21 protein-coding genes, 4 tRNA genes and 1 pseudogene are annotated in these 22,934 nt (G+C 70.1%); 14 read left to right on the forward strand and 12 right to left on the reverse strand.

Going from position 1 to position 22,934, the window contains the following annotated elements; all coding sequences use genetic code 11:
* Positions 1-259 precede the first annotated feature (259 nt).
* Positions 260-799 (forward strand): RNA polymerase sigma factor, encoded by a 540-nt coding sequence (locus ACZ63D_RS30125; RefSeq protein ID WP_465357740.1) that lies wholly within the window; start codon positions 260-262, stop codon positions 797-799.
* On the forward strand, positions 796-1,065 hold the full coding sequence (locus ACZ63D_RS30130) for a hypothetical protein (RefSeq protein WP_465357741.1): 270 nt from the start codon (positions 796-798) through the stop codon (positions 1,063-1,065). Before ACZ63D_RS30125 ends, ACZ63D_RS30130 begins: the two co-directional genes overlap by 4 nt.
* 65 nt (positions 1,066-1,130) lie before the next feature.
* Here ACZ63D_RS30130 and ACZ63D_RS30135 read toward each other — a convergent pair.
* A tRNA-Val gene (locus ACZ63D_RS30135) sits at positions 1,131-1,205 on the reverse strand.
* Between the two features lie 391 nt (positions 1,206-1,596).
* On the opposite strand from ACZ63D_RS30135, the gene ACZ63D_RS30140 reads away from it, so the two are divergent.
* The 4 genes from ACZ63D_RS30140 (at position 1,597) to ACZ63D_RS30155 (ending at position 2,393) form a co-directional block, all read left to right on the forward strand.
* Positions 1,597-2,022, forward strand: a complete 426-nt coding sequence (locus tag ACZ63D_RS30140) for an SsgA family sporulation/cell division regulator (protein WP_005159130.1) — start codon at positions 1,597-1,599, stop codon at positions 2,020-2,022.
* Between the two features lie 130 nt (positions 2,023-2,152).
* Positions 2,153-2,225: transfer RNA gene (locus tag ACZ63D_RS30145), tRNA-Gly, on the forward strand.
* A gap of 21 nt (positions 2,226-2,246) precedes the next feature.
* Positions 2,247-2,317 (forward strand) — tRNA-Cys (locus tag ACZ63D_RS30150).
* A gap of 1 nt (position 2,318) precedes the next feature.
* Positions 2,319-2,393, forward strand: a tRNA-Val gene (locus ACZ63D_RS30155).
* Between the two features lie 62 nt (positions 2,394-2,455).
* Here ACZ63D_RS30155 and ACZ63D_RS30160 read toward each other — a convergent pair.
* Positions 2,456-3,577, reverse strand: coding sequence for a Dyp-type peroxidase (locus tag ACZ63D_RS30160; protein WP_465357742.1), 1,122 nt, complete (start codon positions 3,575-3,577; stop codon positions 2,456-2,458).
* Between the two features lie 665 nt (positions 3,578-4,242).
* On the opposite strand from ACZ63D_RS30160, the gene ACZ63D_RS30165 reads away from it, so the two are divergent.
* On the forward strand, positions 4,243-5,562 hold the full coding sequence (locus tag ACZ63D_RS30165) for a right-handed parallel beta-helix repeat-containing protein (protein ID WP_465357743.1): 1,320 nt from the start codon (positions 4,243-4,245) through the stop codon (positions 5,560-5,562).
* A 124-nt stretch (positions 5,563-5,686) separates the two neighbouring features.
* Here ACZ63D_RS30165 and ACZ63D_RS30170 read toward each other — a convergent pair whose 3' ends face one another.
* Positions 5,687-6,415 (reverse strand): hypothetical protein, encoded by a 729-nt coding sequence (locus ACZ63D_RS30170; protein ID WP_465357744.1) that lies wholly within the window; start codon positions 6,413-6,415, stop codon positions 5,687-5,689.
* A 227-nt stretch (positions 6,416-6,642) separates the two neighbouring features.
* Between ACZ63D_RS30170 and ACZ63D_RS30175 the strand changes: the two genes are divergently transcribed.
* Positions 6,643-9,063, forward strand: a complete 2,421-nt coding sequence (locus tag ACZ63D_RS30175) for an SdrD B-like domain-containing protein (RefSeq protein WP_465357745.1) — start codon at positions 6,643-6,645, stop codon at positions 9,061-9,063.
* Between the two features lie 36 nt (positions 9,064-9,099).
* Here the strand turns inward: ACZ63D_RS30175 and ACZ63D_RS30180 are convergent, their stop codons facing one another.
* Positions 9,100-10,347 carry an alpha/beta hydrolase gene (locus ACZ63D_RS30180; RefSeq protein ID WP_465357746.1) on the reverse strand — a complete coding sequence of 416 codons (1,248 nt, stop codon included), beginning with the start codon at positions 10,345-10,347 and terminating at the stop codon, positions 9,100-9,102.
* A gap of 47 nt (positions 10,348-10,394) precedes the next feature.
* Between ACZ63D_RS30180 and ACZ63D_RS30185 the strand changes: the two genes are divergently transcribed.
* Positions 10,395-10,922: a helix-turn-helix domain-containing protein gene (locus ACZ63D_RS30185; RefSeq protein WP_465357747.1), complete on the forward strand. Its 528-nt coding sequence runs from the start codon at positions 10,395-10,397 to the stop codon at positions 10,920-10,922.
* A gap of 45 nt (positions 10,923-10,967) precedes the next feature.
* Here ACZ63D_RS30185 and fgd read toward each other — a convergent pair whose 3' ends face one another.
* From fgd to ACZ63D_RS30205, 4 genes are all read right to left on the reverse strand, one after another.
* A complete protein-coding gene (gene fgd / locus ACZ63D_RS30190) occupies positions 10,968-11,972 on the reverse strand; it encodes a glucose-6-phosphate dehydrogenase (coenzyme-F420) (RefSeq protein WP_465357748.1) in 1,005 nt (334 codons plus the stop codon).
* A gap of 103 nt (positions 11,973-12,075) precedes the next feature.
* Positions 12,076-13,503 (reverse strand): glycoside hydrolase family 76 protein, encoded by a 1,428-nt coding sequence (locus ACZ63D_RS30195; protein ID WP_465357820.1) that lies wholly within the window; start codon positions 13,501-13,503, stop codon positions 12,076-12,078.
* Positions 13,504-13,627: 124 nt separating this feature from the next.
* Entirely contained in the window at positions 13,628-14,002 is a 375-nt protein-coding gene (locus ACZ63D_RS30200) for a YciI family protein (RefSeq protein WP_465357749.1), read from the reverse strand.
* Positions 13,990-15,453 (reverse strand): hypothetical protein, encoded by a 1,464-nt coding sequence (locus ACZ63D_RS30205; RefSeq protein WP_465357750.1) that lies wholly within the window; start codon positions 15,451-15,453, stop codon positions 13,990-13,992. The genes ACZ63D_RS30200 and ACZ63D_RS30205 overlap by 13 nt, the downstream gene beginning before the upstream one ends.
* Positions 15,454-16,060: 607 nt before the next feature.
* Between ACZ63D_RS30205 and ACZ63D_RS30210 the strand changes: the two are divergent.
* Together ACZ63D_RS30210 and ACZ63D_RS30215 are read left to right on the forward strand one after the other, a co-directional pair.
* Positions 16,061-16,303 (forward strand): annotated as a pseudogene (locus ACZ63D_RS30210) (siderophore-interacting protein); the annotation flags it as partial.
* A 17-nt stretch (positions 16,304-16,320) separates the two neighbouring features.
* Complete coding sequence (locus ACZ63D_RS30215; protein WP_465357751.1) at positions 16,321-16,857, forward strand: siderophore-interacting protein; 537 nt, start codon at positions 16,321-16,323, stop codon at positions 16,855-16,857.
* 4 nt (positions 16,858-16,861) lie between these two features.
* On the opposite strand, the gene ACZ63D_RS30220 is transcribed toward ACZ63D_RS30215, so the two are convergent.
* Positions 16,862-17,362, reverse strand: coding sequence for a methylated-DNA--[protein]-cysteine S-methyltransferase (locus tag ACZ63D_RS30220; protein ID WP_465357821.1), 501 nt, complete (start codon positions 17,360-17,362; stop codon positions 16,862-16,864).
* A 67-nt stretch (positions 17,363-17,429) separates the two neighbouring features.
* Here ACZ63D_RS30220 and ACZ63D_RS30225 point away from each other — a divergent pair, with 67 nt between their 5' ends.
* Positions 17,430-18,047 (forward strand): RraA family protein, encoded by a 618-nt coding sequence (locus ACZ63D_RS30225; RefSeq protein WP_465357752.1) that lies wholly within the window; start codon positions 17,430-17,432, stop codon positions 18,045-18,047.
* Between the two features lie 436 nt (positions 18,048-18,483).
* Here ACZ63D_RS30225 and ACZ63D_RS30230 read toward each other — a convergent pair whose 3' ends face one another.
* Positions 18,484-18,672, reverse strand: a complete 189-nt coding sequence (locus tag ACZ63D_RS30230; RefSeq protein ID WP_465357753.1) for a hypothetical protein — start codon at positions 18,670-18,672, stop codon at positions 18,484-18,486.
* Between the two features lie 124 nt (positions 18,673-18,796).
* Between ACZ63D_RS30230 and ACZ63D_RS30235 the strand changes: the two genes are divergently transcribed.
* Positions 18,797-19,090 carry a hypothetical protein gene (locus ACZ63D_RS30235; protein WP_465357754.1) on the forward strand — a complete coding sequence of 98 codons (294 nt, stop codon included), beginning with the start codon at positions 18,797-18,799 and terminating at the stop codon, positions 19,088-19,090.
* Between the two features lie 722 nt (positions 19,091-19,812).
* Positions 19,813-21,042: an alpha/beta fold hydrolase gene (locus ACZ63D_RS30240; protein ID WP_465357755.1), complete on the forward strand. Its 1,230-nt coding sequence runs from the start codon at positions 19,813-19,815 to the stop codon at positions 21,040-21,042.
* 51 nt (positions 21,043-21,093) lie between these two features.
* Here the strand turns inward: ACZ63D_RS30240 and ACZ63D_RS30245 are convergent, their stop codons facing one another.
* Both ACZ63D_RS30245 and ACZ63D_RS30250 read right to left on the reverse strand, forming a co-directional pair.
* On the reverse strand, positions 21,094-21,945 hold the full coding sequence (locus ACZ63D_RS30245) for an oxidoreductase (protein ID WP_465357756.1): 852 nt from the start codon (positions 21,943-21,945) through the stop codon (positions 21,094-21,096).
* 70 nt (positions 21,946-22,015) lie between these two features.
* Positions 22,016-22,885, reverse strand: a complete 870-nt coding sequence (locus tag ACZ63D_RS30250) for a helix-turn-helix transcriptional regulator (protein ID WP_465357757.1) — start codon at positions 22,883-22,885, stop codon at positions 22,016-22,018.
* Positions 22,886-22,934 lie beyond the last annotated feature (49 nt).

Genomic DNA, 22,934 nt, shown 5'->3' on the forward strand with positions numbered 1-22,934 from the left:
CGATCTCTGTGCTGGCTGGTTAGCCGCTACCTCCATGCGTAGGCCCATACGGGGCGCACGGCTAAATTAGCACAGCTGCCGAACCTCGTGCGGCGTCGGCTGAATCCTTTCGCCTGGCCGGTCGCTCTTATGGACGTGCGGCCACGAGGCCGACGCGTCGAAGGAGGTTCGATGACCGTAGTCATTGTCGCGGCGGTGGCCGTGGCGGTTCTGGTGTGCAGCTGCGTGGTGTTCCTGCGGGCGCGCGGCAGGTCGAAGCGTGGCTGAGTCCTGGCCGGCCGACCAGCTCGTCGCGGCGGCGCGGGACGGCGACGAGGCCTCGATCGCTGTGCTGGTCTCCGGCGCCTACCCGCACGTCCGGCGGTTCGCGTTCTCGTTGTGCGCGAGCAGCCAGGACGCCGAAGACGCGGCGCAGGAGGCGATGATCGTCCTGTTCCGCAAGATCGGGACGCTGCGGGCGACGGCCGCGCTCGCGTCGTGGATGTTCCGCATCGTGCGCAACGAGTGCCTGCGCCGGGCGCGCTCCCTCGTGCAGCGCGACGAGCCGGTCCCGGAAGCAGCCGGTCCGTCCGCCGAGGAAGACGTGCTGAGCAGGCTGGAGGTCGAACGCCTGTCCGCCGCCATCGCCGGGCTGCCCGACGATCAGCGCGGCGTGCTGATCATGCGCGACGTCCAGGGCTTGCCGGGCGAGACCGTCGCCAAGTCGCTCGGCCTGAGCAGCGCGGCGATGAAGTCGCGCCTGCACCGCGCTCGCGCCGCTGTCCGCGCCCGCCTGGATCTCCCGGAGGAAGCCCGATGAGCGGGCAGCCGTCGTTCGCCAGCAAGTCCCTGCCGGTCCATCTCGCCCGCGGGGTGCTCGGTTTCGGCCTGATCGCCGCGTCGATCGCGCTGGCCCCGGTGGTCGGATGGGCCAGCCTGCTGGCCCTGCCCGCGGGCCTGCTGGCCCTGCGCGGCTGCCCGACGTGCTGGGCGATCGGGCTGGTCCAGACCCTTTCGCGGGGCAGATGGGAGCGGACCTGCACGGACGGGCAATGCCGGTTGCAACCGGCACGGGGAGCTACCTGACGCGCTTCCGGCGGAAACGCCGATGGCCTGCCGGCAACGATCGTCGGCAGGCCATCGGGCGGTGCTGGTGGGCGATACTGGGATCGAACCAGTGACCTCTTCGGTGTGAACGAAGCGCTCTCCCGCTGAGCTAATCGCCCGCTCGCGGTGCGGCCTCAGCCTACCCCACGACTTTCGGGGGCCTGCAAACGGGTGGTTTGATCCGACTACAGCGCGTCTGCCTGCGAATACCGTCCGAACAATCCCGAGCTAACCAAGGCCTTGCCCGGACGGGGGCGCGTGCGGCGGTCCGCGACATCCGTGCGACGGTGCTATCGCACAGCGGCCGAACCGCGCAAGATGTACTGGTGGCTCCCCACCGGGCGCCCGCTGAAGGCTGCGCGGCACGGACGGCGACGGACCGGACGGACCTCGGGGCAGACGGTCTCGAACGGGTGATCTCGAGCGCACTCGCGACGGATCCGGGCTCCTGGTGCGTCTCACCGTTGTCCTCGGTCGTCCGGGCCGGGAAGGGAGACGAAGGGTAGGACGATGCGCAACGATCACGTGACGCTCCGCTCGACGGCGGTCTTCGACCTGCTGGCGCCGCGGACCCCGGCGGTTCCGGTGAAGGTGGAGCTGCGCTACGACACCCGCGACCCCTATGCCGTCGTCGCCGCCTTCCGCACCGGCCGGGCAGGGTGGGTCGAATGGGTCTACGCGCGCGACCTGCTCGCCGACGGCCTGCTCGCCGACGCCGGCGACGGGGACGTCCGCATCCGGCCCTCGGTGGAGGACCCGGAATCGGTCCTGATCGAGCTGAACTCGCCGTCCGGGCACGCCATGTTCGAGGCGTCCGCGCAGGAGCTGGCCGATTTCCTGGACCGCACGTACGACGTCGTGCTGCCCGGCAACGAGCACCTGTGGGTCGACGTCGACGACGCGCTCACCCACCTGATCCCGAACGATCTGGCCTGATCACCGGCGGCCGAACCGGCCAACAACCCCCCGGTGCCGGGCCGGTCGGCGGGGTCCGATATGGTTTCTTCACACCACGGCGACGGGGTGCGGGCCGGAATACCGGCACCGCCTCGGACCCGAGGTAAGTGCGGACGTAGCGCAGCTGGTAGCGCATCACCTTGCCAAGGTGAGGGTCGCGGGTTCGAATCCCGTCGTCCGCTCGGAGGGCTCAAGCCCCATGCGGTGGAGTGGCCGAGAGGCGAGGCAACGGCCTGCAAAGCCGTGTACACGGGTTCGAATCCCGTCTCCACCTCGCGCGATTAGCTCAGCGGGAGAGCGCTTCCCTGACACGGAAGAGGTCACTGGTTCAATCCCAGTATCGCGCACCAGCGTTGTTCGAAAGCCCCGCTTCTCTTCAGAGAGGCGGGGCTTTTCGCGTTCCCGAGTCCTCTCACGACGGGAACAGCGCCGAGCCCAGCGGCCGCTGCTCGTCGAAGCCGGGGAGGATCAGGAAGGTCCCGCTGGCGGTGGTGGTCGTGAACGGCAGCAGCGCGTCCGCGGTTTCCATGCTCGCCAGGGTGGCGGTGAACGTGTGCAGATCGTTCTGGAAGCTCACGAAGAGCAAGCCGGGCGCCGGGGCGTCCATGCTGTAGCTGCGGCGCAGCATGAGCCCGGCCCCGACGACGTTCGCGTGGGCGCGGCGGATGTGCGCGTCGGCGGGGACGAGGTAGCGGCCGTCCGGGGTTTTCGCGCCCAGGTTCGGGCCGTCGGCGATGACGCCGCCCGACAGTGGGACTCCGGTGTCCCTCCGGCGGCCGAAGACCGCTTCCTGTGCCGCCGTCGGCAGCGCGGCGAACCGCGCCACGTCCAGCACCATTCGCCGGACGACCGCGATCGTGCCGCCCGCGACCGGCACCGGGCCGGGGAGCCACAGGTCCCGTTGCTGCTCGGCGGGAGTGTGCGGGCCGATGATGCCGTCGACGAAACCCAGCACGTTCCGCGGCGCGGTCTGCCCGTCCGAGACCGGCACGTGCGGCCCGCGTCCGCCGGACTGCCGCCACCGTTCGCGCACGCCGGGCCGCGCCAGCAACGCGGCCGCGGCGACTGGCGGGACGAGCGGGTCGCTGGCGCAGATGTGCAGCAGCAGATCGCCGCCGCGGTCGGAGGGCGCGATCGCCTCATGGGCGGACGGCGGGAGGTCCTTCGCGCCGGGGAGTCGCGGGTCTCTGGCCTGGACCAATCTCGGTCCGACGCCGACCGTCACGGTCAGGTCGCCAGGGGGCAAGCCCAGCAGCCTGGCGTCCGTTCCCGCGGTCATGGTCAGAATGTGACGGCCCAATTCGGCGAGAAGCGGGCCGGGCGCAACGGAAAGGTCCGCGGTCACGACTAACAGGTGCGGTTGCGGTTGTTGCGGGCTGGTGATCCCGGCTTGGTGGACACCGGTGGGCGGAACCGGGCCGGGGCGGGTTTCGACCTCGGGCGGAGAGGCCGCGTGGCATCCGGCGGCGAGTCCGGCGGTCACGGCCGCCCCGAGAAAAGCACGGCGGGAGGGGCGGTGCTCAGCGGGATTCACGACGGGCAGCGTGACAGATTCCGGTGCCGCAGGCGAATTCTGCTCGGCAGAAGCGGGCCGGAGTGCTTGGTGGGCGGTGACTGTGTTCGGCGGCGGTGCGGTGCCAAGCAAGCGTACGGCAGGCTGATCGGCAGCACTGCCTTGGCAGGCTTGACCAGCGCACGGCACATCGGCTGAGCTGCGCGACCCCGGCCCCGCCCAGCACGCTTGGCCACACCCGCAGCCTCAAGCGCACGACCGAGAAGCTGCGCTCCCGAGAATCGGCCAACGCGAACGCCCGACCTCTACTCCGCCCAGCACACCCAGCTCCCCCGACCAGATCCGCGCCCCGGCGAAACCGAAGTCCCGACGCACGGCCCAGAAGCCGCGCCCCGCGCAACGCGAATCCCGTCCGCACCCGCTGAAACCCCACGGCCCCCAACCAAGCGCACGACCCGGAACCTCACCCCGTCTATCAGCCAACGCGAACACCCGACCCCATCCGCCACCGCGCCCGGCGAACCCGCAGCCCCCACCAAGCGCACAGCCCAGAAGCCCGCCTCCGCGCATCAGCCAACGCGAACACCCAACCCCACCGAAACCTCGCGGCCCCAACCAAGCGCACGACCGCCCGCCCCGCCGACAATCACCCCAACGGAATCCGGCCTCCGTGCCAGACTGTGCGCATGCGTTTTCCCGCCATGGTGGCGATCCTGGGGCTGTCCGCGGCGGTGGTCAGCGGTTGTGGTTCTTCCTCCGCCGAGGGGCATCGGCCGGACGGGGCGGGCGTGACGATCCGCGTTCCCGCCGACGCGCCGACCATCTCCGCCGCCGTTTCCCTGGCTCAGGCAGGAGATCTCGTGCTCGTCGCGCCGGGCGAGTACCACGAAACGGTGAAGATCACGACGCCGCGGGTCACGCTGCGCGGTGAAGTGCGGGAGAAAGTGGTCATCGACGGGCAGGTGAAGCGGGACAACGGCGTTGTCGTGTCCGCGCCGGGGGTCGCGGTGGAGAACCTGACCGTCCGGAACCACACGCAGAACGGCGTCCTCGTGACCGGTTCGGTCAAGGCCGCGTCGGGGCTGCCGGGGCACGAAGGCGGGTACGACACCGGCGACGAGCCGATCAGCTTCCTCAGTTCCTTCCTGGTTTCGCACGTCACCGCCACGCGCAACGGTCTCTACGGAATTTACGCGTTTTCCGCGCAGAACGGGGTGATCGAGCAGTCCTACGCGTCCGGTGGCGCTGATTCCGGGATCTATGTCGGGCAATGCAAACCGTGCCGGACGGTGGTGCGGGACAACGTCGCGGAACTGAACGCGGTCGGCTACGAGGGCACGAACGCCAGCGGCGAGATGTACGTCGCCGGGAACCGGTTCAGCGGGAACCGGGTCGGGCTCACCAGCAATTCCGACCATCAGGAGAAGCTGCTGCCGCAGCAGGACTCCGTGGTCGCCGGCAATCTCGTCGCGGCCAACGGGCAGGCGGCGACACCGGAGCAGGCCGACGGCGGCTGGGGCATCGGGATCGGCATCGACGGCGGCAGCGGCAACCGGGTGCTGCGCAACCGGATCGCCGGGAACGCGAACGCCGGGCTCGTGCTCACCGCGACCCAGGACGTGCCCACAAAGGACAACCAGATCGTCGGCGACGTCTTCGCGACGAACGGCATCGACGTCGGCTGGACGTTCCCTGGCGCGACGAAGGGCAGCGGAAACTGCCTGGATTCCGGGGCGCTGCACACGATTCCGGAAGGACTTGCGACGAGCGCCGCGTGTCCCGCGACGGCCGCACCCTCGCCCTCGGGTGCGTGGACGAGGGCGAAACCGCCTGCGGGAATTCCGTTCACCGAGGTCGCGGAACCGCCGTTGCAGCCGCAGTTTCCGAACGCGCGCACGGCCGGGCCTACGGTCGTTCCGGCGGTGCCGGTGTTTCCGGACGTCGCGAAAATCCAGGTGCCCGCGGCGTCGTTGCTGGCGGATCGGGCCTCCGTGGCCGCCGCTTGACGGCGAAAAGCGCGGCAGTTCGCGAACACGTACCGCCCACGACAGCCTCGCAAGCACCGAATCTTTCGCACGCCGCTGACATTCAGAGGCCCGGCGGTGAGATCGGCATTCGATCCGGGAACCATCACCCAGCAGTCGGCACCGGGACGAATTCGTGGGTGTCGAAAGAAATGACGACCGGATCCGTTTCCCCCGGGATCGCGGTCTGCACCCGGTACATGACGCCGTCCGCGTCGAGCCAGTACCGGACGGAGTTCGCGCTGCCGGGGCGATCGCGCGAATCCGGGCCGATGAAGACGTCGACCGGATGTCCGTTCACCTGATCGGCCGCTACCCATTCGGCGCCGTTCTGTGGCAGCAATTGCGCGTTGTCCGGACGGTCGCTGCCGAGTCCGAGAAGAATGGCCAGCGCGCGGTCCAGCGCGCCCGCGGCCGGGTCGAGCGGACGGGCGAACCAGCCGTCCGAGGGCGGTTTCGCCGGAGGGTAATCCGGGACCGACGGCAGCGGGTGGAAGTCGAGACGGCTCGAACTCCACCGGATCAGACCATTGCCGGAGTCGTTGCGCCCCTTGCCTTTCAGCACTCCGTAACCGGTCTTCGCGCGGTAATCGGCCGAACCGGTGAGCGTGAGTTCGCCCGCCGCGCCGGGCACCGAGACCGTCACCGCGCGGCCTCGTTTCTGGTAATTGCGGAAGCGCGCGATCGCGAGCCGGCTCGCCTCGTCCGCGGTGACCGCGCGCGGTCCGGAATCGGCGGAACCCGCGGCGGAATACCAGAATATTCCCGCGCCGAGCGCGACTGTCACCGCTGCGGCGAGGACGATCCAGCGGCGCGCGATCCGTTTGGCAAGCACAGCGAGTGACCGTAGCAGGGTTTTCGATTCACCCGGTCCACTGATCCCGGCGCCGTACCCGGCAAGTCCGTTTTCTGGTTCACTGTTACAGCTTTGCGGCACGCCGCGCGAATATTCCGCGCAGAGAACGGAGATCCGCAGTCATGACCCGAGGTGGCAGAAGAACGAGTGGCAGATCCCGGCTGGCCCGGGTAGCCGCCGTCGCCTTTTTGCTCGGCGGCAGTGCGATGACGGTCGCGCCCGGCGCCGCCGCTGCCGAGGACGGCACCCTGACCGTCCAAGTGCTTCGCGATTTCTTCGGCACCGGCGTTGTCAACGCCGCCATGGACACCCCGCAGCCGGGCATGTCCGTGCTGGTCACCGACTCCGCCGGACATCAGGCGCGAGGCCGCACGGACGCGGCGGGCAAGGTCGTCGTGGCCCCCGCCGCCCCGCTCGCCGGAGGGCGGTACCGGGTCGACGTTTCGGTCCCGGATCCGTATCGCGCCTATTTGCAGGCCGCGCCCGCGTCGACGGAGAAAAACCACTTCGACAGTTTCACGACGTTCGTGGATCTGCGCGAGGGCAAGGACGTTTCGGTGATCACCGGCGTCTGGAACCCGGCCGACCACACGCTTCCCGACGCTCCCTATTACGTGCCGGTGCAAAGCCCGGCGGTGAACAGCGACGGCAGCAAACCCGACCCGAACGGCCGCGCGCTGGTCTCGCTCGACCGCAAGTTCCGCGGCACCTGCCCGGCGGATTCGGCTTGCCCGACAGTGCTGAACACCCAGGCTCAGGTCGGCACCACATGGGGGCTGGCGTACGACAAACACCGCGACCGCATTTTCCAGTCGGCGTTCGCCAAACGCTTCACCGTTTACGGCCCCGAAGGCGGCGGCGCGATTTACACGACGCCGCTCGGCGGCGGCGCGCCCCAGCTGTTCGCGAAGGTGCCGGACGCCGCGGTCACCGAGCACGGCGCGGTGGACATGCTCAAGGACCAGCATTTCGTGGACGTCCCCGGGAAGGAAAGCCTCGGCGGGATCGCACTCACCGAGGACGGCAAAACGCTGTACGCGGTGAATCTCACCAATCGGAGCCTCGTCAGTTTCGACGCGACCGGAGCCACCGCGAAACCGGACAAGACCGTGCCCATCCCGGATCCGGATTGTGCCGTGCCCAACGACTGGCGGCCGTTCGCCGTCGCCGCGCACGACGCGAAACTGTATGTCGGCGGCGTCTGCTCGGCGGAAAGCACGAAGCGGCGCGAGGACTTGAAGGCCGTGGTCTACACCTACGACGGCGCGAAGTTCACCCCCGTGCTCACGCACGGCCTCGACTATCTCCGCGGCTACGTGATCACTGCCCAGCACCCCGACGAGACCATGGACCACTGGAACCCGTGGGACACCTCGTTCTCTTCGTGGGACAAGTTCATCACGACGGGCGCGGGGATCAACCCGCAGCCGGAACTGGCGAGCCTGGCGTTCACTCGCGACGGTTCGATGATCCTCGGCTTCCGGGACCGGTTCATGGACGTCTTCGGCTCCGGCAAAGACCCGCGGCCCACCGACGACACAGTCCGGACCGGCATGTCCGGCGGCGACATCACCATGGCGTGCGCGGCGCCCGGCGGCGGGTACGACTGGGAAGGCACCGGCGTCTGCCCGAACCACGGGAAGCCCGAGACGAACGGCCATGAACCGCCCGGCGTCGTCGAGTACTTCCCGGGCGACTTCTACGACCCCGGCCGCACCGGCAACGGCGTGCACCAGGAGTCCGCACAGGGTTCGGTCGCCTACATTCCGCAGCAGCAGTGGGTGATCAGCACCCAGATGGACCCGGCACAGCACGTCAGCTCGGACGGCGTCGGCTACTACGACGTCGACACCGGCATCGGGCCGGGCCAGGAGAACCCGAAACACGGGTACGCGTTCGTCGACCCGGCCAACAGCTTCGGCAAAGCGGGCGGGCTCGGCGACATCGCCTACCAGGCGGCGAACGCGCCGATCCAGATCGGCAACCTCGTGTGGTTCGACGGCGACCACAACGGTATCCAGGACCCGAACCGCACCGACGAGGTCCCGCTCGCGAAGGCGACGGTCACCCTGCTCGACGCCGGCGGCAAAAAGGTCGCCAGCACCCGGACCGACCAGGCGGGCGAGTACTACTTCGGCGGCGTCGGCGCGGAATACCAGCTCAAGCCGGGCGAGAAGTACACCGTGCAGTTCGACGTCTGCACGGCGGCGACGGACAACGTGCCGGGGACGCCGCCTGCGGCCGATCTGCGGTTCACACTCCCGGCAGCCGGGCCGGACCGGGCGCACGATTCGAACGTCGTGCCGCCCACGACCGGACGGCTCTGCAACGGCTACGCGCCGGTGACCGCTCCCGCCCAGGCGGGCGGCGTCGACCACACCATCGACGCCGGGGTCTACCTTCCGGCGCCGCCCGGTCCGCCGACGTCGTCCGCGCCCCCGGCGACGAGCCCGAACCCGGCTCCCCCGGTCGCCCACCCGCCCGCTCCGGGCGCGACGGACACGGATTCGCTGGCCTCGACCGGGATCCCGCTGCTGCCGGTACTGCTGATTCTCGGCGCGGCTCTCGTCGGCGGAGGCACGGCCTTCGTGGTGGCGAGCCGGAGAAGGCGGTTCCGGCGGCAGTGACGACGGTGATCGGGGCCCGTGCTCAGCGGGCCCCGATCACCGCGGCTTCGCCAGCCACTCCGCGAGGTCGGCCACGATCGCCGGGTCGACGTGCTGCGGCCGCTGGTAACTGTCCGGAGTGGACGGACCGGTGCCGGGAAAGAACAGATGGTCGTCCGCCGGATAGACGCGCACTTCCGGGCGCCCGGCCAGCCCGTCCCGCCACCGCGCCAGGTCGTCCTCGACGGTGACCTGGTAATCCCGGCCGCCCTGCGCGAGAAACATCGGCACGTCCAGCGCCGCGGCGGTCGCGACCGGGTCGTATTCGCGCAGCTCCAGCCAATACGACCCGGGGTAGCCGAACAGCAGTCCCTCCCCCGGTGCCGACGGCGACAACGCGGGATCAGCGACCGCCTCGGCCTGCCGGGTGATCGGCTCGACCAGTGCTTCGACCTTGGCGTCCAAGGCCGCCAGATGCCGCACCACCCGGACAGCGGCCCGATGCATCGGCTCGGCATCCGCCGCCAGCAAGACCAGCCCGGCGACCGACGGTTCCGCGACAGCCACGAGCGGCGCGACCTTCCCGCCCATGCTGTGTCCAGCCACGAACACCCGCGAGGCGTCGACATTGTCCTGTGCCTGCAGAAGACGAACAGCCGCGACGGCGTGCGGCACGTACTCCGCCGACATCGTGAAGCCCGGCGCGGACGCCAGCTCGGGGTGGGCGTGAGTCACCTTGTCGAAGCGCAGCACCGCCACGCCCCGGGAAGCCAAGCCCCACGCGAGATCCTTGAGCGGCTTGTTCGGCCCAGACGTCTCGTCTCGGTCGAAGATCCCGCCTCCGCTGAGCAGGACCACGCCCGGCCACGGCCCCTCCCCGGCTGGCATGGTCAGCGTTCCCGGCACCGAATGAGGTTCCGCGGAAAGGACGGCGTCCTCTTCAACGAACGCCGTCTCGTCCACATAGGACGGAGTGGTCCACGCTGTGGCGGCTGCAAGCCGAAGCCCGGCAACGGTTCCCGCCGCATCGACCGACAGCACCACCAGGAATTCCCCGCGCGCGCAGACAACCGGCACCTGAACCCGCGTCAGGCCAGGCCCCGCCGGTTCAGCGACCGGCTCGCCCAGCGCGGTCACCGGCCCGTGCTCGCCGAGCTGCGCGTTCCACGCCGATTCCAGCGCCTCGCCGGACACCGCCGCCCGCAGTTCCGGCGAGAACCGCGTCTCGATCTCGCTGAACCGCCCGTCCCGCGCCTGTCCGACGACAACGATCGCCAGTTCGCTCGGCATCATCCCGACCCCCATCGTTCTCAAGTTGTGCGAACGGTAGCACTTTATGAGAACATTGGGGAGTGGACGTGTTGACTTTGCTAGGACATCCAGTGCGGCTGCGGATCGTGCACGCGCTGCGCGGCGGCCGGACTCTCACCACCGCGCAACTGGGCGAGCTGCTCCCGGACGTCTCGAAGGCGACGGTCTACCGGCACGTCGACCTTCTCGCCGACGGCGGCGTCCTCGAAGTGGCCGGCGAACAACGCGTGCGCGGCGCGGTCGAACGCACCTACCGGCTGCACACGGAACGCGCGTCGCTCGGCGAGGACGCGATCGCCCAGCTGACTCCGCACGACCACCGGCGCGGATTCGCCGCCGCGACCGCCGCGCTGGTCGCCGAGTTCGACGCCTACCTCAGCCGGGAACAGGCGGATCCGGTCGAGGATCTCGTCGGCTACCGGCAGCACGCCGTCTGGCTGGACCGGGAGGAACTGCTCGCGATGATCGACGGAATGCGGAAAGCCATCGCGCCGATGCTCGCCAACGAGCCCGCGCCGGGACGCAGGCGGTATCTGCTCAGCCCGATCCTCTTTCCCAGCGAAGAATGAAGCCCCCGCCCGGCCGGAGCCGGACGGGGGCTTCCCCGCGAAAGATCAGGACAGCGCGCGCAGCCGCGGCAGCACGTCCTCGGCGAACTGGCTCAGGTACCGCTCCTGGTCGTGGCCGGGGCCGTGGAAGACCAGGTGGTTCAGGCCCGCGTCGAGGTACGGCTTGATCTGCGCGACCGCCTCGTCCGGGTCGGAGGCGACGATCCACCGCTTCGCGACCTGCTCGATCGGCAGCTCGTCGGCCAGCCGTTCCATTTCCTCGGCCGAGGAAACCGAGTGCTTCTGCTCCGCGCTCAGCGACAGCGGGGCCCAGAACCGGGTGTTGGCCAGCGCCTTCTCCGGGTCGCGGTCGTAGGACATCTTGATCTCGATCATCCGGTCGACCCCGGACGCGTCGCGCTCGGCGGCGGCCGCGCCCTCGGCCATCGCCGGCATCAGCTTCTCGGTGTAGAGGTCCATGCCCTTGCCGGACGTGCAGATCATGCCGTCGCCCGCGCGGCCCGCGTACTTCGCCACGACCGGGCCGCCCGCGGCGATGTACACCGGCACCGGACGCTCCGGCCGGTCGTAGATCTTCGCGTTGACCAGCTGGTAGTAGTCGCCCTCGAAGTCGACGTTGTCCTTGCTCCACAGCTCGCGCATGAGCCGCACCGACTCGCGCAGCCGCGCGAACCGCTCCTTGAACTCCGGCCATTCCCGGCCCGACACCGCGATCTCGTTCAGCGCCTCGCCGGTGCCCGCGCCCAGGATCACGCGGTCGCCCGACAGCAGCGCCATCGTCGCGAACGCCTGCGCGATCACCGCCGGGTTGTACCGGAACGTCGGCGTCAGCACGCTGGTCCCGATCAGCACGCGGCTGGTCCGCTCCGCCACCGCGGGCATCCACGCCAGCGCCCACGGCGCGTGCCCGCCCTCGTGCCGCCACGGCAGGAAGTGGTCCGACACCCACACCGAGTCGAGCCCCAGCTCCTCGGCCCGCACCGCGAACTCCACCAGCTCGCGAGGCCCGAACTGTTCCGCCGACGCCTTGTAACCGACCTTCAGCTCCACGATCGCCCTTCCCCGTCCGCATGAACCACGCAGGATTCCGTGGCACCGTCAACCGTACCCGGATGGGCCTTGCGGAGGCGGGGGTGCTGTTGATCACTAGCCGCTAGTACGTCGCGTTCATCAGGACGAGTCCCGCGGCCTGGCAGCCCGGCCCCTTGCCGCCGCCGGTAGACCACGAGCGTGAGTACTGATCGAAGTCGTTACGGGAGCGAGCGTAGGCGGAATCCGCTTGCCTGGCCAGGAAATCCCGGTAGGGCGCGCCAGTCGTAGCGGCGTCCAGCTCGGACAGACCGCGGACCAGCCCGGCCTTGAAATACGACCCGTCGTCGGAGCAGCTGCTGCCCTCGCCCGGGTCGTGGACGATGCCGTCCGCGCCAGTGAAGTACGAGCCGGTGCGGGTCGTCGAGCCGGCCACTGAACGCGCGGTGCTGATCAGGTTCTCGTCGCCAGTCGCCTTGGACAGGGCGGTGAGGCCGGAGACGAGCACGCCCTGGTTGTAGGTGTAGCGCTGGCCGACCGCGGCGCAGCTCGTGCCGTCGACGCCGTCGACCACAAGGCCGTCGGACCCGATGAGTCCCTTGCCGCGGAACCAATCCCAGCCCTGCTGCGCCCTGGTCCGGTAGGTCGCGTCGCCGGTGCGGTCCGCGAGGGTGGCATTGACCTGGATGTACAGGCTGTTCGAGATGGACGCCTTGTACGTCAGGCCTTCTTTCCAGCGGATGCCGCCGCCGCAGTCGCCGGTCCAGAAGGTTTGCATGTGGTCGGCATCGGCCTTCGCGGTGGCGAGGTAGCGCTGCTGGCCGGTGCGGTCGTAGGCGTCGAGCCACGCCATCGCCCACCAGCCGGTGTCGTCGGAGAACTCGTTGCGGAACTGACCGCGCCCGGCGTTGACGTTCTTGTCGTAGGTCGTGGCCATCGCGTAGTCGTAGCTGGCCATCCGGCTGACCGACGCGTTGCGGATCACCGCGGCCAGCGAGACCGCGGTCCCCCAGCCGCCGCCGTCGCGGAAGTAGCCGGTGCCGTTGTCGTAAAGCGCCATCATCGCGGTCGCCGCCGCTTGCGCGCGGTCCGCGGCGTTCCAGCGGGTGCGTGCCCAAGGCGTACAAGCGATCCGGCCGGTGTCGACCGCGCTGCCGCACGCGCGCAAAGCTCCGACGCCGCGGTTGTTCCAGTCGTCGTTGTTGTACATCTGAGTGCGCCAGCCGCCGACCCCGGACGGCGCGGTGGTGAGCCCCAGCTGCGCGCCGCCGTCCCAGCTCGCGCCGCCGTCGAAGGACCGATCGAGCCACACCTGGTCGCCTGGACGCGAGTGGTCGAGGACGGCCCAGCCCATCGGATCGCTGTCGGCGAAGTGCAACTGGAGGACCCGGTCGTCGAGCGGCGCGGTGACCGCGATCCGGTCGCTGGACGCCTGGTCCGCGGCGCGATCGTCGCAATATTTGTTGCACACCACGAGGTTCGCCGCCGGATGCGGTGCCTTCGCGGAGATCGGCAGCAGCGCCGACATCGTTGTCAGGACCGCCGTGAGCATGACCCGCACCGCTGCCTCCTCGGACCCCGTTCCCCCGGAACGAAGATCCGCCCGAGGCGCGGTGCGGGTCAACGAATGACAAAGACCTGGCTCGCGAATGCCGCCGGATGCCCGGCGCGCTGGGCTATTTCGCGGTCAGGTCCGGCAGGTCGTCGAACTCCACGACCTGCCGGACCTCGACCTCGATCTCGTCGAACAGGTCCGCGTACTGGCTCGCGTATTCGACCGCCTGCGCCCGGTTCTCGGCGTTGACCAGCGCGAACCCGCCGATGACCTCCTTGGCCTCGGTGAACGGCCCGTCCGTGGCGGACGGGGCGGCTCCGCGGGGCTTGCGGACGATGGCGCCCTTCTCCGACGGGTGCACGCCCTCGGCGGTGATCAGGATGCCGCGCTCGGTCCAGTCCTGGATGAACGCGCCCATCTTCTCGATGAACTCGGGGCTGGGGTTCCAGGCTTCGGGGGCGCTCTCGTCGAGCCGGTGCATCATCAGGAAACGCATTGACCGCTCCTCGGGTACGGGGCTGGTTTGGTCCAGCCGTCACATCCTCGTCGAACGGTCTCGCGCGCGATCGACATTTTGCGACACCGATGCGAAGGCGATTTCCGCGGCCGCGCCGACCAGGCCGCGACGCCCGCGGCGACGAGCACGGCCGCGCCCGCGATCGGGCTGTTCATCAGCACGAGGCCGGTGAGGAACGCGGCTCCGGCGAGGACGAGCAGGACCATCCGGAGCGCGGACGCCCAGGCGACGACGAAGCCCGCGACGCGGGAGGTCCAGGGGCCGGGGGTGTCGGCTTTGCGGTGGCGGCCCCGCTTGCGGCGGTCCAGGACGCGGAGTGCGGAGGCGGCCATCTCGTCCGGGGTGGCCACGCGGCGGGGCGGGCGAGAGAAGGGGTCCCAGTCGACGACGACGCGGACCCGGGTGGGGTGTTCTGGGTCGGGGTGTTCGGGGGCGGGGTGTTCTAAGGTGCGTGGCTGCGCCGCGGTGGTTTCCGGTTCGGCGCTTCCGGCGGCTTTGGTCACGGCCGCGCCGTCTGGCTGGGCGGGATCAGGTGGGGGCGCTTCGGCTGAGCTGGCTTCGGGGACGCGCTCTGCGGCTGGTTCCGTTGCGGCTTCGGCGGTTGCGGTCTCCGCCGCAGGGCTCGCGTCCAGATCGCCAGGCCGCGCAGGAACAGTAGAGCTCGCAGCAGCAACGTCATCTACGACTGCGCGGCTCACATCTGCTTCCGCACCCGCCTCGACGGTTGCCGCATTGCCCGATTTGACTGGGCGGTGCCCGGCCGAGGCGACTTCCGCCACCGGGCTCGCATCCACATCGCCAGGCCGCGCGGGAACAGCAGAGCTAGCAGCAGCAACGTTATCCATGACTGCGCGGCTCACGGCTGTTTCCGCATCCGCCTCGACGGTTGCCGCATTGCCCGGCTTGGCCGAGCGGTTCCCGGCCGAGGCGGCTTCCGCCGCAGGGCTCGCGTCCACATCGGCGGGCTGAGCGGAATCAGCTGAGACTGCCTCAGCCGCGCTGGCAGCAGCGGCGTCGTCGACGGCCGCGCGACTCACGCCTGTGTCCGCACCCGCCTCGCCAGTTGCCGCGTCGTCCAGCTTGGCCGAGCGGGTTCCGACCGAAGCGGCTTCCGCCGCCGCGCTCACATCCATGTCGCCGGGCTGAGCGGAATCAGCTGAGAGCGCGTCGGCCGCGCTGGCAGCAGCGGCGTCCTCCACGGCCGCACTGCTCGCGGCTGCTTCGGCAGGTGCGACCACACCCTCCCCAGCCCGGGCCGATATCGCCGCATCGCCGGAAGTCTGAGCTGGCTCCCCGCCAGCCGCCGCAGACCGGTGGCTTGGCTCGGGTTCCTGGACCAGCGCCGCGCCTTTCTGCTCGGGCGGCTCGCCGGTGCGGCGCGGCTGCCCGGTTCGGCGCGGGTGGTCGGCGAGGCAGGGAACCACCGTCATGAGGTCGTCATCCCTTTCTCTTCCGGCCGGCGGACCGGCTCCGACGGCTGTCCGGGCTCCCGGCTGTCGTGCGGCGCGGGCCCCGGATGCGCTCATCCTGGCGAAGACGGTGCGTCACCGACCAGTTCTACTGCCAGTGTCGCGGTGAACGGTCCCTCCGCGTCGCCCAACGGTTCGAGTGAAGGTTTTCGCTACTCTTCGCTGTCACCGATTCGCCATCCGGCGGTCATCTCGGCGGCGACTTGTCCAGACCTCTTGACGCGTCCGCGAACTGCGGCGAACGGGTCCTGACACGGGAATATGCACGTTCATTCGCACAGTCGGCACCCCGGGAAACCCACCCGCCACCTCGAGGGCCACCTGCCAGTGATACACAGAGTGTCACGTCCCGCCAGTTCATTGAGCAGTCAACCGTCACCCAGAAGGGTGACACGGAGAGTGATGACGCGGAGGGACAGCCGGACGGCAGGCTGGCCCGAACGGACGCATCCGCATTAGGCGAGTCGTACGCACCGCTGCGACCAGGGCAATTTCGGCGCTTGCCGTTCCGGCCGGACACCGGATACGGTTTAGAAGGTAAGCCTTACCTAATTGACCGGGACCCCTCATGCCGACCCTCCCCCAGCGCCGCACACCCGACAGCAGGCGGCTGCTCCGGACGTCCGTGCTCCGCGTCGAACGGACGTCCACGCATTTCGTGACCCTCACCGTCGGCGGGGAGGACCTCGAGGATTTCGCGCCGCTCGGGTTCGATCAATGGTGCCGGTTGTTCTTCCCGCGCGAGGGGCAGCGCGAGCTGCGCCTGCCCACGGCTTCGAGCAACCGCTGGCTCGCTCAGCACATGCTTATGAGCGCCGCGTCCAGGCCTTGGGTGCGGAACTACACGATCCGGGCGGCGCGGCCCGGCGAGGTGGACATCTGTTCGCGGTGCACGGCGACGGCGGGCCAGCGTCGAAATTCGCCGAGAACGCGCAGCCGGGCGTCGAGATCGGGATTCTTGACGAGGGGATCACTTATCTGCCGCCGGAAGGCGTGCCGCAGCTGCTTGTCGCCGACCACAGCGCGCTTCCCGCCGCGCTGGCGATCCTGGAATCGGCACCGGCCGACCTGCGGGCCACCGTCTTGCTGGAGGTCGGGGCGCGCGACGACATCCAGCACGTCGACGCGCCGCTCGGGACGGACGTCCAATGGCTGGTCCGCGAGAACGGCCGGCTGCCCGGGCGGCTCGCGCTCGACGTGCTCGGCCAGCTCGATCTTTCCGATCCGCCGGGTTACACGTGGGTCGCCGGGGAAAGCGGCCTGGCCACCGGCGCGCGGCGGTTTCTCACGCGGGAGCGCGGGGTGCCGAAGCAGGCGATCGCGTTCCAGGGGTACTGGAAACACGGTCGCGCCTCGCTGGGGTGAGGGGTCAAAACAGGCGTCCGGCGTCGTCGGCGGGCGGTTCTTCGAGCTGGAGCAGGAACCGTTTCCGGCCGACGCCGCCCGCGTACCCGGTGAGGCCGCCGCTGCTGCCGACCACCCGGTGACAGGGCACGACGATGCTCAGCGGATTCCAGCCGTTCGCGTTGCCGACCGCCTGTGCCGCGCCGGGTTCGCCCAGTTCGACCGCCAGCTCGCGGTAGGTGCGGGTCTCGCCGTAGGGGATGCGGGTCAGCAGCTGCCAGACGCGGCGTTCGAACTCGGAGCCGCGTAGGTCCAGTTCGAGGTCGAAGGTCCGCCGCCGGCCGGCGAAGTACTCGTCGAGCTGCCGGGTCGCGGCGGCGAATCCGTCGTCGGTGCGCGGGCCGAAGTCCGGGAAGCGCGGAGTCCGGCTGTGGCCGTCGAAGTAGACGGCGACCAGCGCGCTGCCCTCGGCGACGAGAGTGAGGTCGCCGACCGGCGACGCGACGACGGTGTGCCGGAAAGCCATCTTCTCCTCCGTGATCGGTGCCACGGAACGGTATCCGGCCGGGCCGCTCGTGAGAGCATCGCCGTCCATGGACGACGGTTTCGCCGACATCCCGACCACGACGCTCGCCGACCTGCTCGGCCGCGGCCAGGTGCTCGACTACGGCGTGCGCGCCCTGTGGGGGCCGGTGCCGCGGATCGCCGGGCCCGCGTACCCAGTGCGCTGCCCGCCGGGCGACAACCTGATGCTGCACGCGGCGATCCATCGCGCGCCCGCCGGAGCGGTGATCGTCGCGGAGTCCGGGGACGTCGACTACGCGCTGGCCGGCGGCAACGTCTGCGCGACCGCTCGGCGCCGCGGCATCGCGGGTTTCGTCCTGGACGGCGTGATCCGCGACCTGGCGGAGGTCCGCGAGGCGCGGTTCCCGGTGTTCGCGCGCGGGGTGATCCCGATTCCCGGCACGAAAGCCGCGGTGACGCCGCTGGGCGAGCCTGCCCGGTGCGGCGGGGTGACGGTGCATGCCGGGGACATCGTCGTGGCGGACGAGGAAGGCGTGGTCGTGGTGCCGGGGCCGGAGGCGGCGCGGGTGCTGGCGGACGCGCGGGCGAAGCTGGCCAAGGAAGAGGCGCAGACGCTCGACGAGTGGGCCGAGGCGCACCGGGCGAAGGTGGACGCGGCGCTGGAGGCGGGCGGGTTTCGCGGCTGAGCTATCGGCTGATCGGCCGGGAATCAGCCGAGGATGCGTGCGCCTTGCGCCGCTGGCGGGCAGGCGTTTTCGGAAGCTGGGTTCGGGTTCGGCCGCGAGTCGCGGGCGGCGGAGCCGGTGAATGCTCCGGGTCCCGGCCCGGTTCGGGTTCGACCGGAGACCCGGGTCTCAAGGCACCGGTGAATTCTCGGCTACCCAGGCCAGCGAACGGAGCGATGGTGCTCGACCGGCAGCCTGCGAACCAGGGTGCTGGTGCAGTTTCGGCGACCTGAGCAAGCGAGCGGCTCGGCTGGAAGTCCGCGCCGCTGCGCGACGTCTCCGGCACCCGCACCGCTAACGCGACGGCAGGCCGGTTCCCCACGCGGCCGGAGGCGTCGGCTCCCGGCCGGATCGTCCCTCCGGGATCGCGCAGATCAGCGGGACGGCCTCGGCCGGTTCACTCCGGCCGGACTGTCCACAAGGGACCTGCCGCCACCAGGTCGGGGCCGGGTTGCGGGTCGGGCGGGAGGGGTTCGGGGTCGGGCAGCGGACGGGCCGGTCCGGGCGTCACCGGGTCGGGTTCCACCGGGCCGGGCGGGACGGGCTCGGGCGGGGCGGGCGGCGCGGTCGAGCGGGGACGAAGCATCGCGGACTCCTTTCTCTCCATTCACTGGGCTACCGCGGACCGGCGGAGGCGAAACATCCGCCTGCCCGGCGCGAGGTCGGCTAGGGTCGGAAGCGGAGCCAACCGACCGAGAAGGGGCGAGACGATGAGCGCGGACAAGCCCGGCGAGCAGCAGCCGCTCGACGCGGAGATCGTGGAGAGCCCCGGCGCGCCGTCGGCCGACCTCCCCGAACCCGACTACAGCGACAACGGCGCGCCGTCGTTCGACTTCGTGCGGGACCGGATCGAGAAGCGCTACACCACCTCGGTCGGCGCGCAGGAACTCGCCGGGATCGGCGGGCCGGAGGACCTGGAGTCGCTGGACAAGAAAATCGCCGACCGCAAGGAGGCGGCGAAGGACAAGCTGGCCGAGATCCGGCGGTCGATGGGCAAGGAATAACACCGTTTCCTGGCCGGGATTCGACACGTGCGGGCTTTGCCAGCTGGCACGCATCGCGCACGACGGTGAGAAGCAGGCGGCATCGGCGAGGGCGAGCAGGCGTTTCGAGCAGGGCCGCGCTGCCCGCCCTCGCAAGCGGGAGCGGCAAAGGCACTCCACGCTATCTCGCCATCCCCTGCCGCGAACAGCACGAGCGAGCAGCCTGGCAGGCAAACCCGGCACAGCGCCCTCTGGTCGTCAAGCGGGAAAAGGCACTCCACCCATACCTCGCCTCGCCCAGCGAACAGCACGAACGAGCAGCCCGGCACGCGGATCCGGCACAGCGCCCTGCCACATCAAGCGGCATAAGGCACTCCACCCATACCTCGCCCCGACTGCAGCGAACGGCACTAACGAGCAGCCCGGCAGGCAAACCCAGCACAGCGCCCTCTGGTCATCAAGCGGCAAAAGGCACTCCACTCATATCTCACTCCGCCTGCGGTAACAGCACGAGCGAGCAGCCCGGCAGGCGAACTCGGCACAAGGCCCCGTTTCCGTGCGAGCAGCAAGGTCGAGGCACGTGCGAGCCCGCCGCAGCCATCGCCGTGCTCGCCTTTGGCCCGCAGGCTGACGAGCGTCCGTTCCAGGCAGCGCAACCGAGCGAAGCCAGCCGACTGTCCACATGCGACCGAGTCGGCCAATTCCGTGGCCGCCCTCGCGCCCGTTCTGGTTGAATCGCCCGTATGGCAACCACCGTGCGCATTCCCGGTCTCGTGCTTACCGAGCACGAGTTCTCCGTCCCCCTCGACCACTCCCGGCCGGACGGCGCGAAGATCACCGTCTTCGCGCGGGAGGTCGCCGATCCGGACGGGCTCGGCAGGCCGTTTCTCGTTTATCTCCAAGGCGGTCCCGGGCACGAGGCGCCGCGGCCGTTGCAGGGGGCGCCGGGGTGGTTGCCGCGGGCGTTGCGGGAGTACCGGGTTCTGATGCTCGACCAGCGCGGCACCGGGCGTTCCACTCCGGTCGGCGCCCTGCCGGGCACGCCGGCCGAGCAGGCGGAATACCTCACGCACTTCCGCGCCGACTCGATCGTGCGCGACGCGGAGTTCATCCGGCGGCGGCTGGGCGTCGAGAAGTGGAGCGTGCTCGGGCAGTCGTTCGGCGGGTTCTGCACGCTCGCCTACCTTTCCCAGGCTCCCGACGCCCTGGCCGAGGCCTTCTTCACCGGCGGGTTGCCGCCGATCGCCCGGCATCCCGACGAGGTGTACACCGCGACGTTCGCGAACCTGCTCGAGCGCAACCGCCAGTACTACCGCCGCTACCCCGGCGACCGCGACCGGGTGGAAGCGCTGCTGCCGCTGCTCGACGACGGGGCCGTCGTCCTGCCCGACGGAAGCCCGCTGACCGCACGGCTGTTCCAGCAGCTCGGCTATCTCCTCGGGGCCAGCGGAGGCGAGGAAACGCTGCACTACCTGCTCGAACGCGACCCGAAGTCCCCCGCTTTCGCACACGACGTCGCCACTTCCCTGCCGTTCACCGGGCGCAATCCGCTGTACTCGGTCATCCACGAATCGTCCTACTCCGACGGATTCGCCACCCGCTGGTCCGCCGAGCGGGTGCTGCCCGAAGAGTTCCGCACCGACCGGACGCTGTTCACCGGCGAGCACGTGTTCCCCTGGCTCTTCGACGATTTCCACAGCCTCCGGCCGATGAAGGAGACCGCCGAGCTGCTGGCCGCGCACGAATGGCCGCGGCTGTACGACGCCGACGTGCTGCGCGAGTGCACGGTCCCGGCGGCGGCCGCGATCTACGCCAACGACATGTACGTCGAGCGGGTGTTTTCCGAGGAAACCGCGCGGTTGATTCCGACGCTCCGGCCGTGGCTCACGAACGAGTACGAGCACAACGGCCTGCGCGCGTCGGGCGAGCACGTGCTCGGGCGGTTGATCGACCTCGTGCGCGGACGCGTCTGACCGTCCGTGCGGGGAACTCTGCCGCCCAGGGTTCCCCGCACGGACGGCGGGTCAGGCGACGGTGACGCCGCCTTCGACGGAGTCCGTGGAGAGAGTCAGGTCCTGCCAGGCGTCGAAGTCGTCCTGGACGCGCTGGCGTCCGGCGGTGACCAGGCGCAGCGCGTCCGAGCCGAGCAGCAGGTGCACGGGCGGGTTTTCCTCGTCCAGCAGGGAAAGAATGGCGTCGCCCGCGCGGTCGGGGTCGCCGATGCCCTGTCCGGCCAGCGCTTGGCGGCGGGTGCGGATCGGGTCGAACAGCTCGTCGTAGTCGGTGATGCGGCGCGGGGCGCGGACCAGCGACCGGCCCGCCCAGTCGGTCTTGAAGGCGCCGGGCGCCACGGCGGTGACCCGCACGCCGAACTGCGCGACCTCCTGCGCGAGGGTGTCGGTGATGCCTTCCATGGCGTGTTTGCTGCCCTCGTAGAACGCCAGCCCGGGGAAGGTGGTGTGCCCGCCCATCGAGGTGATGACGAAGATCTGGCCGTCGCGGCGTTCGCGCATGGCGGGCAGGACCGCTTTGATCGTCGCGACCGTGCCGAAGACGTTGACCTCGAACTGACGGCGCAGATCCGCCATCGACGACTCTTCGAAGGTGCCTTCGAGCCCGTATCCGGCGTTGGCGACGAGCACGTCGATCTGGCCCAGTTCCGTTTCGATCGCCCGCACGGTGGGCTCGATCCGGTCCGCGTCGGTCAGGTCCAGGACAAAGGCCCGGGCGCGTTTCGGTTCCAGTGCTTGAAAATCGGCTGCGTGCTGTTCAGTGCGCACGGTGCCCGCGACCCGGTGTCCGGCGGCGAGGGCGCGTCGGGCGATGGCCCGGCCGAGGCCGGTGCTGACGCCGGTGATCAAAAAGGTTTTGCTCATCGCGAAGTGTCCTTTCCGGAAAATGGCATGACGGAACAGGCCCTGCGGGGCCTGATGAGACGGGCGAAGATCAGGACTCGGCGGTGTCCCGGGCGGGATCGGCGGGTTCGCGGCCCCAGCTGGCCAGCAGCCGCAAGCGTTCCTGGGACGGCGAACCGGCCGGTGCGCTGTAGACGACCATCGACTGGCCGGGGTCGGCGACCGGCGTGAAGATCTCGTACTGCAGCTCCAGCTCGCCGACGACCGGATGGCGAAGGCGTTTCAGGCCGGTGCTGCGTTCCCGGACGCGGTGTTCGGACCACCACGCCGGGAACTCGGGCGAACGCATCATCAGCTCGCCGATCAGGTTGGCGATGTGCTGGTTCCGCGGCTGCGCGGCCGCGGCCAGCCGCAGCCCGTGCACGTAGTCGCGGGCGACGCGTTCCCAGTCGAGCCACACCAGGCGGGCCCGCGGGTCCAGCAGCGTCCAGCGCGCCATGCTGCGCTCCCGCCGCGGCAGTTCGGCTACGTCGGGAAACAGCAAGGCCCACAACGCGTTCCCGCCGACGACCGTGAGGTTCCGGTCGCTGACGAAGGCTGACGCCAGCTCCATCGAGTCCAGCACCTGCCGCAAAGCCGGACGCAACCGGGACGAATGTTCGGCCCGGTCCAGGCGTTCGGCGGTGGCTCCGGCGAGAGCGAACAGGTGCCGCCGCTCGATGTCGTCGAACCGCAGCGCGTCGCCGAGCGCGTTGAGCACCTGTTCGGACGGCTGCCGGGCGCGGCCTTGTTCCAGCCGGGTGTAGTACTCGGTGCTCACCCCGGCCAGTTGCGCGACCTCGCTGCGCCGCAGGCCGGCGACCCGCCGTCCCGAGCCGGGCCCGGCCGGGAGGCCGAACTCGTCCGGTGCCAGCCCGGCGCGGCGGGCTCGCAGGAAATCGCCGAGGTCGTTCTTGCCCATGCCCCGAGTCTGCCTTCCGCCCTGTCGATCACCAAGGCCGTAGCTGGCC

This window comes from Amycolatopsis sp. NPDC104775, from assembly GCF_055583325.1.